Source organism: Euzebya rosea, assembly GCF_003073135.1.
GTDB classification, from domain to species: domain Bacteria; phylum Actinomycetota; class Nitriliruptoria; order Euzebyales; family Euzebyaceae; genus Euzebya; species Euzebya rosea.
The window spans coordinates 1-14,150 of record NZ_PGDQ01000003.1; the positions used below are offsets into that span (position 1 = coordinate 1).

At 70.5% G+C, this 14,150-nt stretch carries 10 protein-coding genes; 7 read left to right on the plus strand and 3 right to left on the minus strand.

Annotated elements, in window-relative coordinates:
- A partial coding sequence (locus tag CUC05_RS03030; RefSeq protein WP_170127901.1) for a cell wall-binding repeat-containing protein occupies positions 1 to 3,087 on the minus strand: 3,087 nt, incomplete at its 3' end.
- Between the two features lie 269 nt (positions 3,088 to 3,356).
- Here CUC05_RS03030 and CUC05_RS03035 point away from each other — a divergent pair.
- Genes CUC05_RS03035 through CUC05_RS03050 form a run of 4 tightly spaced genes read left to right on the plus strand, consistent with a single transcriptional unit; the run spans position 3,357 to position 6,861 of the window.
- On the plus strand, positions 3,357 to 4,238 hold the full coding sequence (locus CUC05_RS03035; RefSeq protein WP_108664616.1) for a WYL domain-containing protein: 882 nt from the start codon (positions 3,357 to 3,359) through the stop codon (positions 4,236 to 4,238).
- A gap of 34 nt (positions 4,239 to 4,272) precedes the next feature.
- Positions 4,273 to 5,205, plus strand: coding sequence for an ABC transporter ATP-binding protein (locus CUC05_RS03040; protein ID WP_108664617.1), 933 nt, complete (start codon positions 4,273 to 4,275; stop codon positions 5,203 to 5,205).
- Complete coding sequence (locus tag CUC05_RS03045; protein ID WP_108664618.1) at positions 5,202 to 5,996, plus strand: ABC transporter permease subunit; 795 nt, start codon at positions 5,202 to 5,204, stop codon at positions 5,994 to 5,996. The genes CUC05_RS03040 and CUC05_RS03045 overlap by 4 nt, the downstream gene beginning before the upstream one ends.
- Positions 5,997 to 6,039: 43 nt before the next feature.
- Positions 6,040 to 6,861 (plus strand): GNAT family N-acetyltransferase, encoded by an 822-nt coding sequence (locus CUC05_RS03050; RefSeq protein WP_108664619.1) that lies wholly within the window; start codon positions 6,040 to 6,042, stop codon positions 6,859 to 6,861.
- Positions 6,862 to 6,869: 8 nt separating this feature from the next.
- On the opposite strand, the gene CUC05_RS03055 is transcribed toward CUC05_RS03050, so the two are convergent.
- Complete coding sequence (locus tag CUC05_RS03055) at positions 6,870 to 7,385, minus strand: PH domain-containing protein (RefSeq protein WP_108664620.1); 516 nt, start codon at positions 7,383 to 7,385, stop codon at positions 6,870 to 6,872.
- A gap of 36 nt (positions 7,386 to 7,421) precedes the next feature.
- Between CUC05_RS03055 and ffh the strand changes: the two genes are divergently transcribed.
- From ffh to CUC05_RS03070, 3 genes are all read left to right on the plus strand, one after another.
- Positions 7,422 to 8,951, plus strand: coding sequence for a signal recognition particle protein (gene ffh, locus CUC05_RS03060; protein WP_108664621.1), 1,530 nt, complete (start codon positions 7,422 to 7,424; stop codon positions 8,949 to 8,951).
- Positions 8,952 to 9,220: 269 nt separating this feature from the next.
- Complete coding sequence (locus tag CUC05_RS03065) at positions 9,221 to 11,833, plus strand: putative bifunctional diguanylate cyclase/phosphodiesterase (protein WP_157965154.1); 2,613 nt, start codon at positions 9,221 to 9,223, stop codon at positions 11,831 to 11,833.
- Positions 11,834 to 12,041: 208 nt separating this feature from the next.
- The gene (locus CUC05_RS03070; RefSeq protein ID WP_108664623.1) at positions 12,042 to 13,496 is read left to right on the plus strand and encodes an HNH endonuclease signature motif containing protein; all 1,455 of its coding nucleotides are present in this window, start codon (positions 12,042 to 12,044) and stop codon (positions 13,494 to 13,496) included.
- Between the two features lie 291 nt (positions 13,497 to 13,787).
- Here the strand turns inward: CUC05_RS03070 and CUC05_RS03075 are convergent, their stop codons facing one another.
- Positions 13,788 to 14,132: a metallopeptidase family protein gene (locus tag CUC05_RS03075; RefSeq protein ID WP_205712102.1), complete on the minus strand. Its 345-nt coding sequence runs from the start codon at positions 14,130 to 14,132 to the stop codon at positions 13,788 to 13,790.
- Positions 14,133 to 14,150: the final 18 nt, after the last annotated feature.

A 14,150-nucleotide genomic window follows, 5' to 3' on the forward strand; every position in this document is an offset into this window, starting at 1 on the left:
CTGGTGGGTGCCCTCGGTGAGTGCGTTGGCCTGGTCGTTGGTGACGTTCATCACCGGCTTGTTCTTCCACGCCGTGAGGCACAGGTAGGTGCCGCCGTTGGGGATCCAGTGGCGGACCGAGTTGTCGTCCACGTAGTGGGTGGTGCCGTCGGGTTGGCGGATGACGTGGCCGCGGGCAGCGGTGACCACGCAGGAGGCCGCAGCCCCTTCGGCAAGCTGGTCCGCCTGTGCCGACGTCAGCTGCACGACGTCCTTTCCTTTCCAGGCGGTCAGGCACAGGTAGGTGCCGCCGTCGGGGATGTGATGACGGACGTTGGACTCGTCGACGTACCACGAGCGGCCGTCGGGCACCCGGATGACCCGATCACGCATGTCGGGCATGTCCTGCTCGGCAAGGGCGTGACGGAAGATCTCGTAGGGGCCGAGCAGCGTGCCCGACACCTCGTGGGAAAGCTCGACCCGCCCGACGCGACCCGAAACCGACCCGAACGCCTCCAGCGCCACCGTCGCGACGATGGCCGAGGGCGGGGGACTGTCGTAGCGCAGCGTCCACGGCATGCGGATACCCATGGCGACCTCGCCGCTGAGGATCCGACGGCTGTCGAGCGGGCCGACGCCGATCAACAGCGCACCCTCGAGCTTCGCGAAGGGCCGGAACTGTGCCTGGCCGGACAGGTTGATGCCGTCGTGCACGCGGAAGCCCGAGGTGTCGGACTCGTAGGCGACGCCGGTCAGCCCGATGCCGTCCAACCCTGCTCGGAATCCCACGACCCGCTCTGCCGAGGTGTACGTGATCCGCGCCGAGGCGATCTCGGAGTGGCCCGACACGTCGGCGCCAACCACGATCGTCGGGACGAAGATGACGCCGAGGGCGAACGGTCCGAAGCTGATCGCGGTCCCGACCGGCAGCTTCGGCAGGTCGATCCGGCCGTACTCCTGCTCGTAGCTCTGGCCCGAGCGCCCCGCGAACCGGGCGTCCATGCCGATCGACATCCGAACGCCGGTCTCGATGCTGGACTGGTCGGTGTTGATGTCGAAGAAGGGGTCGAAGGAGACGGCCATCGAGCCGTCGATGCGAATCTGGGCGTCGGTGCAGTTCTCCGGCTTGGCCGTCGAGCAGCCCAGGTCACCGAAGTCCACGACCCGCTCGGAGGCCCGTGCCGACCGCTGTGCCGGCGTGGAGCGGATGACGCCGTCCTCCAGCACATCACCGATCTCGGCCGCCTTGACCCCGAGGACGACCGTGTCCGTATTCGTCGTCACGGCGAGGACCTCGACAACCCAGCCGCCGGGCAGGACATCTGGATCGGGCTCCAGCGCGACGAGGTTGCCGGCAGTGATGCCGGCGCTCCTGGTCGTGCGCTCCAGGACGACGGTGTCGGCCGTGGCCGACATCACGCGCGCCTCGCGTGACTCGAGGGCGACGACGTCACCAGCCACCCGTGGCGGCGGAGGGGTCGCCGCGGCAACGGCGGCCTCCAGGGTTGCGTTGCAGACCGACGGGGCGTCGCCGACGGCGACGATCTCGGCAGGCAGGAGCCGTCCGAGCTCGTGCTGCACGGCTGGGTCCAGGGTCCCGCAGGTATCGACCAGAAGGATTGGACCATCGGTGACGCTTCCGGTTGCGACGGCCGTCGCCAGCTCGTCGTGGCCGACCAGGTAGGCAGCGGTGGTGAAGTCCCCACGGGCCGACAGGCCGAACCCGAACTCGGAGATGGCCGCTGCAGTCGTCAAGCGGGTCGGGCCCCACAGCCGGGTGACGGGCGCCCAGTCGGCCAGATGCCCAACGACGCCGTCGGACACCGCAGCTGAACCACCCAGGACCACGACCCGGCTGGGGGACAGGTCGTCAAGGGCATCGGCCACGACGTCAGGCACCGGGCCGGCCCCCGGGACCAACAGCATCGGTCCACCCGCCATGGTTCCACCGACGACCGCGTCCGGTCGCTGCTCACCTGCAGCGACGTACACGAGGTCCGACCCGTCGGGGTGGGATGTCAGGGCGATGGTGGCTGCGGTGTCGTACCGGGAGGGGCCCCACAGCCGACTGCGGCTGCGGCCGCCGGCCAGGTCGACCAGCAGGGATTCGCAGATCGCGCTCGTGCCGCCGAGCGCCGTGACCTCTCCAGCGCCGAGGTCCTGCACCAGGTCGACCACGACGCGCGGAGGGGTTCCGCATGGCGGGACGAGCACGACGGGTCCGTCGGCGAGCGGAGCCGCGGCCAACGCGTCGGCCACCAGGTCCTCGCGAGCCAGGTACAGCCGGTCAGCCCCGTGGGGAAACGCACGGCGTGCCAGCATCACCGAGGTGGCGACGTCGTCGCCGCCGTCGATTCGCGTGGCGCCAGCCGGGACGTCGACCGTCGGTGCCGGCCCAACGGGCGGCGGTTCCTCCGTGGGAGGCGGGGGTGGGTCCCCCGCGGACGGCGGTGGCGGTCCGGCATCCGCGGCCGGCAGGCTGGCGGGCCCGGCGTGTGCATCCAACCGCACCCGACCGGGTCGGTCCGGATGCTCGTCGTAGTACGCGGCGTCCCCGTCGGCCAGGTAGACGAACGCCGCAACCTCCATCGACGATGGCCCCCCGATGCAGCTCGACGGGATCGTCGTGGTCACTGTCGTCCCGTTGATCGTGGCCGGCACCGTGCACACGAGGCTGTCGTTGCCGATCTCGTACAGCCGGGCGGCCAGTTCGCCGTCGATCCGGTCGACGTTGACGACCCGAGCCATGCTGCTGGTGACCAACTCCCAGGCATGGGTACCCGTGTCGTGCACGAAGCCGGTACCCGACGCGGCGACCGTCGTCAGCGACAGGGCGATGCCGTCCGCCCCGAGGTCAGCACACCACCTCGTGATGTCGACGGTCGACGGTCCACCGGTGGACCCGTCGCCGAGGTCCTCAACGTCCCCCTCCGCGTCGGTCAGGCATCCGCCGGTCTGATCGAAGGTCGTCGGTTCCGGCTCGGTGGCTGCCCCACCCGAGGAGGCTCGCGTCCACGGTCCGGCGTCGGCCAGCACAGCTGGTCCGACCGCCACCACCTGTAGCAGCGCACAGATCAGTACCCCGGCCCACAGCACCCTCGAGCTCATCGACTTCCCGTTCCCGCAGTAGGAAACGAGCACGCTAGCAACTGCGCTGTCGCCCGTCGACGACAACGGCATGGACGTCCCCGAGGACGTCGAGCAAGTGGCGCCCGAGTCACCCTGCGCATCGTGAGGGGTGGGAGAGGACATCGTGCTCGCGTGTCGCTGCTCGGTCGCAGTCGACACGCCTCTGAGGTCGCCGAACCCGGTACCTCGGGGGTAGCCTGCTGCCCCCATGCCCGAGTCCATCCTGCGCAGCGCCCGAGGTCCCGCCGATGCCCGGCATCGCTGACCTGTCCGCGGACGAGGTCCGCGATGCCCTGCGGCTGCTCGGTGCCGAGGACGCCGCCATCGCCAGCGGCAACCGGCGTGCGCTGCGCGACCAGCTGGTCGCCCCGGGCCGCGTGACCGACCTGCTGGACCGTGCCCCCGACGGTGCGGCCGAGGCGTTCCGCCGGATCGCCGTCGACGGTGCCGCTTCGGTCGAGGACCTGCTGTCCCGTGGCTGGGCCGGCGTCGGTCGGCTGCCCGAACCGCTGGACTGGCTGCAGCGTCGCGCCATGATCATCGTCGGCCGCGAGGGGCTGGTGCACGCCACCGACGCCGCCCGCGAGGGGTTCGCCACGATGGTCCTCGACCTGCCCGAGGAACCACCGATCGACGACGCCCCGCTGATGGTCGAGGCCGCCCGGACCGTCGTGATCGCACCCAACGAGGGGGCGCTCGACCGGGCGACCGCCGTGCCCGGCGCCGCCCTCCGCGCCGTCTCGGCCACCGTCGCCGTCAGCGACCGCTCGCCCGCCGCCGTCCACGCGGCGCTGGAGTCCGCCGGCGCCACGGTCTCCGCCGCCACCGCCGACGCCCCGCAGGCCATGACCCTCGGCCTGCCCGGCACCGAGCAGGAAGCCGTCGGCCCTCGCGCCATCCGCCGGCTGCTCGAGCAGTCCCTGGAGGAACAGCGGCAGGTCCGGCTGGAGTACTTCGCGTCCTCACGCGGCGGACAGGCCACCGAACGGGTCGTCGACCCGTGGACCTTCGCCGACGACCTCCTCAAGGGCTACTGCCACCTGCGCGAGGGCGAGCGGACCTTCGCCGTCGACCGGATCGGCCGGGCGAGGCTGCTCAGCACCCACCGCACCCACGAGCCGGCCGAGTAGCGCCACCGCCGCCGTCCACAGGGGAGGGGAATCCATGACCGACCGGGTGATCATCACCAGCGGCCTCACCAAGGACTACGGCGACGGCCACGGCGTCTTCGACCTCGACCTGCACGTCGACGCCGGCGAGGTCTTCGGCTACCTCGGGCCGAACGGCTCGGGCAAGTCCACCACCATCCGCATGCTGCTGGACCTGGTCCGCCCCACCCGGGGCACGGCCACCGTCCTCGGCCACGACCCGCGCCACGGCGATCCAGCCATCCGCCGGCGGATCGCCTACGTGCCGGGCGAGCTGAACCTCTGGTCGGGCTGGACGGCCCGCGAGATCGTTGGCTACCTGGCCGCCATGCGCGGCGGCGTCGACCCCTCCCGCATCGCCGACGTCGCCGACCGGCTGGACCTGGACCTCGACCGTGAGGTCGGCAACCTCTCCAAGGGCAACAAGCAGAAGGTCGGCCTCGTCGCCGCCTTCGCCCCCCGCGTCGAGCTGCTGGTCCTCGACGAACCGACCAGCGGGCTGGATCCGCTGCTGCAGGTCGAGTTCGTGCGCCTCGTCCGCGAGGCCGCTGCCGATGGCACCTCCGTCCTGCTGTCCTCCCACGTGCTCAGCGAGGTCGAGCACGTCGCCGACCGGGTCGGCATCATCCGTCGCGGCCGGCTGGTCGACGTGCTCGGGGTGGCCGAGCTGAAGGCGCAGGCGAGCCGGACCCTGGAGGTCACGTTCGCCCACGACCCACCGCCGGGGCTGGCCGACCTCCCCGGGGTGTCCGTCCTCGTCACCGATGGCCGCGTCGGCCGGTACGAGGTGGCCGGCGGCGCCGGACCCGACGGACGGCCGTTCGTGGACACCTTCGTCAAGGCGCTGGCGGCCCACACCGTCACGGGGCTTCGTGGTGAGGACGCCGACCTCGAGGCCATCTTCCTGCGCTACTACGCCGACGAGCCCACCGGTGGGGTCGAGCGGTGACGCCCGTCCTCGGCCGCACTCTCGCCCGCGAACGCCGGCCGATCCTCGGCTGGGTCGTCGGCGTCGCGCTCATCACCCTGATCACCGTCGCGTCGTGGCCCGGCATCGCGGAGTCCAGCGCCGACTTCGAGGAGATCCTCGCCAACCTGCCGGCCGCCCTGACGGCGTTCTTCGGCGAGGGGATCGCCAGCTTCTCCGCCGCCGCCATCGTCGGCTCGCGGCTGTACGGCACGATCGGCATGGCCCTGTTCATCGGCTACGCCGTCTCGCGCGGCGCCCGCGGCATCGCGGGGGAGGAGGGCGACGGCACCCTCGAGCTGCTGGTCACCCTGCCGGTCAGCCGCACCGCCGTCGCCGTCGACAAGGTCGTCGCCATGCTCCTGGGACTGTCGGGTCTGGTGGTGCTCGAGCTGGTGATGCTGCTGGTCGCCATGCCGCTGGTCGACCTGGACTTCGCCGTCGGCAACGTCCTGGCGGCCTCGGTCGGCGTGTACCTGCTCAGCGCCCTCTTCGGAGGGCTGGCCTTCGCAGTCGGCGCCGCGACGGGCAGTCGGGGCGCCGCGGTCGGCATCGCGGGAGGGCTGGCCGGCGGGCTGTTCCTCCTGACCGGGTTCGCCTCCCTCGTCGACTGGCTCGAGCCGCTGTCGGCCATCAGCCCCTTCTCCGCCTACGACGGAACCGTCGTGCTGTCGGAGGGGCTGGGGGCCGGCACGCCGCTCGTGTTCGCCGCCCTCGTGGTGCTGCTGGTCGCGGTCGGCGTGGCCGCCTTCGACCGGCGGGACCTGTCCTGACGGGGCCCCCACGGATGTCGCACCTCGATGCGATGATCGCGCCGTGACCGACGACCACGCTGCCGCACACCCCGACACCGACCACCCCGACGACCGCCCCTCTCGGGCACTCCTGGCCCGCCGGGTGGTCGGCTTCGACGACGCGTTGCACAAGCGGATGGCCTCCTCGACCGAGCGGCTGCCGTTCGGCTCGGTCCGCCTGACCCCGGACCTGCCCCTGGTCTACTCCCTCAGCGGCATGCACATCGACCGTCCCGTCGCGCTGCCCGAGCTTCGCGCCGCGGTCGACCGCTGGATGGGCGACCTGCCCAACCAGAGCCTGTGGACGACCCGCGCGGAGGTGGCCTGGTCCCTGGGCGGGGTCATGGCCGAGGACGGCTGGACGCTCAGCCGGGTCGTGTTCATGGTCCACGATCGGACCACCGCCCCGAACGTCTCCCCCGTTGGGTTCCGCACCGTCGACGCGGCGGAGTACGCCGTCTTCACCCGCCCGTTCGTGCTGGAGGAGGAGTGGGGCAGCCCTCCGGTCGCCGAGGAGATGGTCCGTCGCGACGCACGCCTGGAGGCCCGCATGGACGCGAGGTTCGTGCTGGCCCCCGACGCCGACGCGGGCTGTCACGTCTACCGGCACGGCACCATCGCCCAGATCGAGGCCGTCGGGGTGTTGACGGAGTCACGCGGCCGCGGGCTCGGCGAGGGCCTGATGGCCGCAGCCATGCGCGAGTGCGCGGACGCCGAGACGCTGTTCCTGATCGCCGACGCCGACGGCTGGCCGCAGCACTGGTACGGGAGGCTGGGGTTCCTGAAGGTCGCTGCCGGGTGGGAATGGAACCGAAAGCGCGAGTCAGCCGACCAGCACGCCTGAGCCGACGGTCAGGGGCGGGGGCCACCCTCGACGGGGCCGAGCAGCGTGGCGTGCTTGACCTTGAACCGGTGGATGGCACCCAGCCGCTGCAGCGCCGGGCCGGCCGGCTCGACCTCGCCGTCGTCGTGCACGGCCCGCAACGACCAGCCGGGCAGGACGATCGTCTCGCCCTCGTGGGGGACCAGCCGCAGGGTCGGCGTGCCACCGGCCTGCTGCAGGACCACACCCTTCAGCGCCTCGTGGGGCAGGTCGATCCGTCCCGACAGCCGCCGGACGTGCACCCCCTCGTCGTCCACCGTGACCGACGTCACCAGCCAGCGGAGGCCGACGCGCAGCAGCAGGAGCCCGACCAGAAGGCCGACCCCCGTCCACACCATCCCGAACGGCGAGGTCAACGGCGTGATCTCGTTGCCGCCGAGGGCCGCCAGCCGTCGGGACAGCCCGATCCCGGCCACGACGACGGTCACGGCGCCGACCAGCAGCAGGCCGATCGACACCACCCGGGGGATGAACAGACGCGTCACAGCCGCCCACGGTAGACCGCTACACTCGTCGATCCCATGTTCAACGCACTTCAGGAACGACTCGACGCCGTCTTCGACCGGTTCCGGGGGTCCAAGACCCTGTCGGAGGAGCAGGTCGGCGAGGGCCTGCGCGAGATCCGCCTTGCCCTACTCGAGGCCGACGTCAACTTCAAGGTCGTCAAGACCTTCGTCGGCCGCATCCGCGAACGCGCCGTGGGCGCCGAGGTCTCCGAGGCGCTGAACCCCGGGCAGCAGATCATCAAGATCGTCAACGAGGAGCTCGTGACGATCCTGGGCGAGCAGTCCGCGCCCCTCGACCTGGGCTCGGCGTCGCCAGCGGTGGTCATGATGGCCGGCCTCCAGGGTGCCGGCAAGACGACCGCGTCGGGCAAGCTGGCCAAGTACCTGAAGGCCAAGGGCCGCCAGCCCCTCCTCGTCGCCTGCGACCTCCAGCGTCCCGCGGCCGTCAAGCAGCTCAAGGTGCTGGGCGAGCGCATCGACGTGCCCGTCTACGCCCCCAAGCTGGAGGGCGACCCCGTCGAGGTGGCCCAGAACGCCATCGCCGAGGCCAAGCGCCTCAACTGCGGCGTGGTCATCGTCGACACGGCCGGCCGGACCAACGTCGACGAGGAGATGATGCAGCAGGCGGCCGACATCAAGGCCGCGGTCAACCCGATCGAGACCCTGTTCGTCATCGACGCGATGATCGGCCAGGAGGCCGTCAACGTCGCCAAGGCCTTCCAGGAGGCCGTCGACTTCACCGGCGTCATCCTGTCCAAGCTGGACGGCGACGCCCGCGGTGGTGCCGCGCTGTCGGTGGCCGAGGTCACCGGCCGGCCCATCAAGTTCGCCTCGGTGGGGGAGAAGCTCGACGAGTTCGAGGCCTTCCACCCCGACCGCATGGCGGGCCGCATCCTCGGCATGGGTGACGTGCTGACCCTCATCGAGAAGGCCGAGGAGGTCTACGAGGAGGGGCAGCGCGAGGAGCAGGCCGAGAAGCTGATCAAGGGTGAGTTCACCCTCGAGGACTTCCTCAACCAGCTGCAGTCGGTCAAGCAGATGGGGCCCATCGGCAAGCTGCTGGAGATGATCCCCGGCATGGGCAAGGCCATGAAGGAGGCCCAGGCCGAGGTCGACGAGGACGACCTGAAGCGCATCGAGGCCATCATCCAGTCGATGACCCTCGAGGAACGGCGCAACCCCAAGATCCTCAACGGCAAGCGGAAGAAGCGCGTCGCCAAGGGGTGTGGCCGGTCGTCCCAGGAGATCAACGAGCTGCTGCGCTCCTACGAGGAGATGCGCAAGATGATGAAGAACCTCGGGCCGATGCTCGGGGGCATGGGGATGGGCGGCGGCGGGGGCGGCATGCTCGGGCAGGCCAAGGCCGCCCGGCAGCTGCAGAAGGCCATGGCCGGCGGAGAGGGTGACCTCATGGAGCAGCTCGCCGCCATGAACGCCGGTGACCCGATGTCGGGCATGCCGGGCATGGGTGGCCCCAGCGGCGGCGGCGCCGGACCTCGGAGGAACAAGAAGGTCCCGAAGCGCAAGAAGAAGAAGCGCCGGTAGCGCGCAGCGAGGACACGAGCGTCAGCGAGGCTCGTAGCGGAGCGCTGGGGGCCTGAGGGTTGCGGAGCAACTCTCAGGGTGAGAAACCGAGCGTCGGGCATGCGACACAACCGAGGCTCAAGTCAGCCGGGATGTGGCCGAGGTACTGGGTGAAGTTCGGTAGCCGTTCGGAGCAGTCCCGTGTCCTGTCGAGTGCATGTCCTCGCGCGCGTCGGGTCGGTAGCTGCGCTTCGGGCACGTGACGTCTCGGCGATCGTCGCGTCGTGGTGGTGAGCGCGCGCGGGCAGGGGGGTGTCTGGCTCGTCACCGGTGCGCTGGTGGTCCTGAGCTCGGCGCTGCTGCTGGGGCTCGACCTGCAGAGGCTGCCGCTCGCGACACCGCCGTTCGTCGCCCCGGTCTGGGTGTTCGCGCTGGCGTTCGCGGCGACCGAGCACTTCGTCATCCACCTGCACCGCAGGCGTGACGCCCACTCCCTCTCGATGTCCGAGCTGCCGCTGCTGCTCGGCTACAGCATGCTGGGCCCCATCGCCCTGATCGGTGCTCGGCTGCTCGGGTCGGCCTTCACGCTGGGGGTCCTGAAACGGCAGGAGCTCACCAAGCTCGCGCTCAACCTGGCGCTGTTCGCCGCAGAGGCCACGCTCGGCCTCCTGATCTTCAGGAGCGTGCTGAACGGCCATGCGCCGCTCGGTCCGCGCGCATGGGCGGCTGCGGTCCTCTCGATACTCGCCACGAACCTCCTCGGCACCGTGTCGGTGTCCAGCGTGATCTGGCTGACCGAGGGGCGTGTGCAGCTCGGGATGCTTCGCCAGGTCGTGTCCATCGGCTCGATCCTGGCGATCGGCAACGCGGCGCTGGGCGCGTTCGTGCTCGGCATCGCCTGGACCGCCCCCGCCGCACTGCCCCCGCTCGCAGCGGTGACGGCGTTCCTGTACGTCGGCTACCGGGCGTACCTGTCGCTACGGGAGCGACACGCCAACCTCCAGACGCTCTACCAGTTCACCAGCGCCACAGCCCGGTCCGGTGACACGCGTGATGCAGCCGCGGCGATGCTCGACGAGGTCTGCCAGCTGCTCCGCTGCGACATCGCCGAGTTCGTGCTGGTCGGCGAGGACGGTCGCATCGTCCTGCGCATGCGCCAGCAGGACGGTCTGCTGCTGCACGACGACGACCTGCCGGTGGCATCTCCCGCAGCGGTCAAGTGGTGCCTGGCGCGCGTGTCCGGCGGGCCGGCCCTGTTCCCGCACGGAAAGGGTCCGCACACTGCGCTGACGCACTACCTCGCCGATGTGCCCGTGAAGGACGCGGTCCTTGCGTCCCTGGACCTCGAGCTGGTCGAGCGACTTCGCGGGGTCATCACCGCCGCCAACCGCAGCAGCCAGATCAGCACGTTCGACGAGGGCGACGCCCAGCTCGTCGGTGCCCTGGCCCGCCATGCCGGTGTTGCGCTGGAGAACGGACAGCTGGTCGAACGGCTGCGTCACGAAGCGGCTGACAAGGCTCGGCAGGCCAGCCACGACAGCCTGACCCAGCTGCCGAACCGCACCCTGCTGCAGCGCGAGCTGGGTCTGGCCTGTGACCGGTCGCGTCGGGACGGGAGCCGCTTCGCGGTGCTGCTGCTGGACCTCGACAACTTCAAGCAGGTCAACGACACGCTCGGTCACGGGACCGGCGACCTGCTGCTGCAGGAGGTGGCGGCGAGGCTGCAGCGGCTGCTGCGGCCGGGGGACATCGTGAGCCGCCTCGGCGGGGACGAGTTCGCGCTGCTCGTCGCTGACGTCGACGACGATGGTGCCCTCGCGATCGCCGACCGGATCACGGCCGAGCTGCAGCAGCCGTGTGTGCTCCACGGGATCGCGGTCGACGTGCGCGCCAGCATCGGTGTGGCCCTGTGCCCCGATCACGCGACGGATCCCGACAACCTCATGCAGCGCGCCGACGTCACCATGTACGCCGCCAAGGCAGCCGGCGGTCGGCCGCGCCTGTACGACCCGTCGCTGGACGTCTTCACGCATCGTCGCCTGGCGTTGGCGGCGGAACTACGCACCGCCCTCAACCAGGGGGCGCTCGAGGTCCACTACCAGCCACGGGTGCGGCTCGCGGACGGCATGGTGACGGGGGTCGAGGCGCTGGCGAGGTGGACCCACCCGGAGTTCGGCTCGATCTCACCCCAGGAGTTCATCCCCATCGCGGAGGAGACCGGCCTGATCGACGAGGTGACGCGCATCGTGCTGGCCAGGGCCATCGCCGACGCGACTCGCTGGCACTGCGACGGGCAGCGAATCGGACTGTCGGTCAACATCGCGGCCCGCAGCGTCATGGACCAGTCGTTCCCCTCCGATGTGGCCGAGGTCCTGCAGCAGACGGCGTTCCCGGGCGAGCTGCTGACCCTCGAGGTCACGGAGTCCAGCATGCTGACCGACCCTGCCCGCGCCGTGGCGACGCTGGAGGCGTTGGCCGCGATGGGGGTCCGGCTTGCGATCGACGACTTCGGCACGGGCTTCTCGTCGATGGCGTACCTCAAGCGGTTGCCGCTGCACGAGATCAAGGTCGACCAAGGGTTCGTGCGCCACATGCTGAGCGACGAGAACGACCGGGTGATCGTGCAGAGCATCGTCGACCTTGCGCACAACCTCGGTATGGCCTGCGTCGCCGAGGGCGTCGAGGACGACGACACCGTCCTTGCGCTGATGGCGCTCGGGTGCGAGGAGGCCCAGGGATACCTGTGGTCGAGGCCACTGCCCGCCGACGAGCTGCTCGCCTGGCTCGGGAACTCCACCCCGAGCCTGCGTGAGCCTCAGGTCCTCCGCGACAGCCACAGCAAGCGCGACCGGCGTTGGGGAGTGCGCCACCCCGGCGCGCAGGGCGCCATGTGGACACGCTGATGTCGCGACCTGGGCGGCCTCGGGTGCGGTCGTCGGCACGGTGGACCACGTTGGGCATCACTGGCGATCAGCAGCCACGAAGCGGAAACGATCACCACTGACGAAACGTCAGAAATACCGTTTGAGCTGGGGAAACACCCGATCCGAGACCGGCGCGGCGGTATACTCGAACACACGATCGAGACAGGTGAGAGGTGGGGTCGGGCGTATGGGGTCAGGGGTGGTGGAGGCGGGTGAGGTGACCGAGCTGGTCACCCACCTGCATGCCCTTGCCTCCCGGTTCGACCCCGATGCCATCCCCGACTGCGACGTCGCCGGGCTGGTTGCCGACCTGGGTCGTGCCGGCCGGATCGTTGATGGGATGCTCACCAGGGCGGCCCGACGGACTGCCGAGGCCGACGCCCACGACACAGCTGGGGTGAGGGATGCGGTGACGTTGATCGCCACCGCCACCGGTACCACCCCTGCGGCGGCAAGGAAGGTGCTGCGCACCTCCGCACAGCTGGTCGACCAGCCCGAGGTGGACCGGGCGGTGACCGACGGGACCCTCTCCACCGACCAGGCGGTGGTGGTGTCCGACACCGTGGCTGATGCACCCGATCGTGCCGGTGAGCTGATCGTGGACGCCACCTCCCAGACGTTGCCGGAGCTGCGGAAGAAGGCGCGTGACATCCGCACCGCTGCTGATCCGGACCGGGAAGCAACCCGCCGTCGGCATCTGGCACGGCGGGCGTTTCGGTCGTGGACGGAGACCGATGGCGAGTGGAAGGCGTTCCTGCAGGCCCCCGGAGACCTGGGTGCCCGGATCGAGGCGGCACTACGGGGCGAGCACGATGCGGTGTTTCGTGCCGCCCACGCCGCCGGCCGGCGGGAGGACGATGCCTGCTACCGCTTCGATGCCCTCCTCAACCTGCTCGACCACCCCACCACAGGCCCGATCACCATCGACTCGTCCAGCCCGACTGGCGAGGATTCCCAAGCGGTCTCCACGACCACGCCGGCCCAGCCGACGTTCCCCGGAACCGACGACACCGCCGACCCGAGCAGCAACGCTGCGGACACGAGCGGGATCGGTACCAGCGACCCCCAGCGGGACCGCACCGGCCCGGACGGGCACAAGGGCTCGGATCCGACCACGAGCGATCCAAGCGCCGGATCGGGCGGCCATCCGGCGTCGCGGCGACATCGGCCCTCCGGCAGGCAGACCAAGGTGATCATCCGCGTCGACGGCTCAGCCCTCGTCCGCGGCGAACTCGCCGACGACGAGATCTGCGAGATCGCCGGCATCGGCCCCGTCGCCCTGTCTGCGGTGCGTGAGCAGATGCTGGATGCCCACATCGCCTACGTCATCACCAACGCCACCGATGTCACCGTCGCCCACCTCGGCCGACAGGTCACCGCCAAACAACGCACCGCACTCCACGCACGCGGCTACCGATGCGAGGTACCCGGCTGCACCGCCGATCACCTGCTGGAGATCGACCACGTCACCGGATGGGCCATCACCCGAACCACCCGACTGGACGACCTTGCCTGGCTGTGTACGGCGCATCATCGGGACAAGACCAGACGCAACCACCAGCTCCACGGCCCACCCGGACAACGCATCTGGACCACCGAGAGCGGCGTGGAGATCAGCCGCGACCCACCCCTCGCCGCCTGACGAGGCGGACGGCACGCGACGGAGTCCCAGCAGGACCATCGGGGCACTGCGCAGCCGAGGCCGACACCCCGAGCGCCGTACCCACGGTCGGCCCGATCCCGATCGGCACCCCGCCTGTCGCTGCAAGGTGCGACCGAGGAGACTGCTGACCGACCGGAGCCCACACGAGGATCCACAGACGCACCCTGTTGACCAGATGTCGGGAGTGGCCTTCCCCGGTCGAGTCGCTGCGAGGTGCGACCAGCGCCCCTTTCCTCGACCACCCGGAACGATCCGACCGGGCCGTTCGGCTCAAGCCCATCCCCACTCGTGCAGGCGGTCGTCGTCGATGCCGAAGTGGTGGGCGATCTCGTGCACGACGGTGATCGCGACCTCCTCCACCAGCTCCTCCCGCGTCTCGCACATGGCACACAGCGGCAGCCGGTAGATGCTGATCCGGTCTGGCAGGGCCCCGGCGTAGAAGTCGCGCTCCGTCAGCGGGATGCCCTCGTAGAGGCCCAACAGGTCCGGCTCGTCGGGGTGTTCGTCCTCGGTGACGATGACGACGTTGTCCAGCATGTCCAGCAGCGCCTGCGGCACCCGCTCGAGGCCGTCGTCGACCAGGCGGTCGAACGTCTCGCGATCAACGGCGTCCACGACCGTCGTTCACCTCCG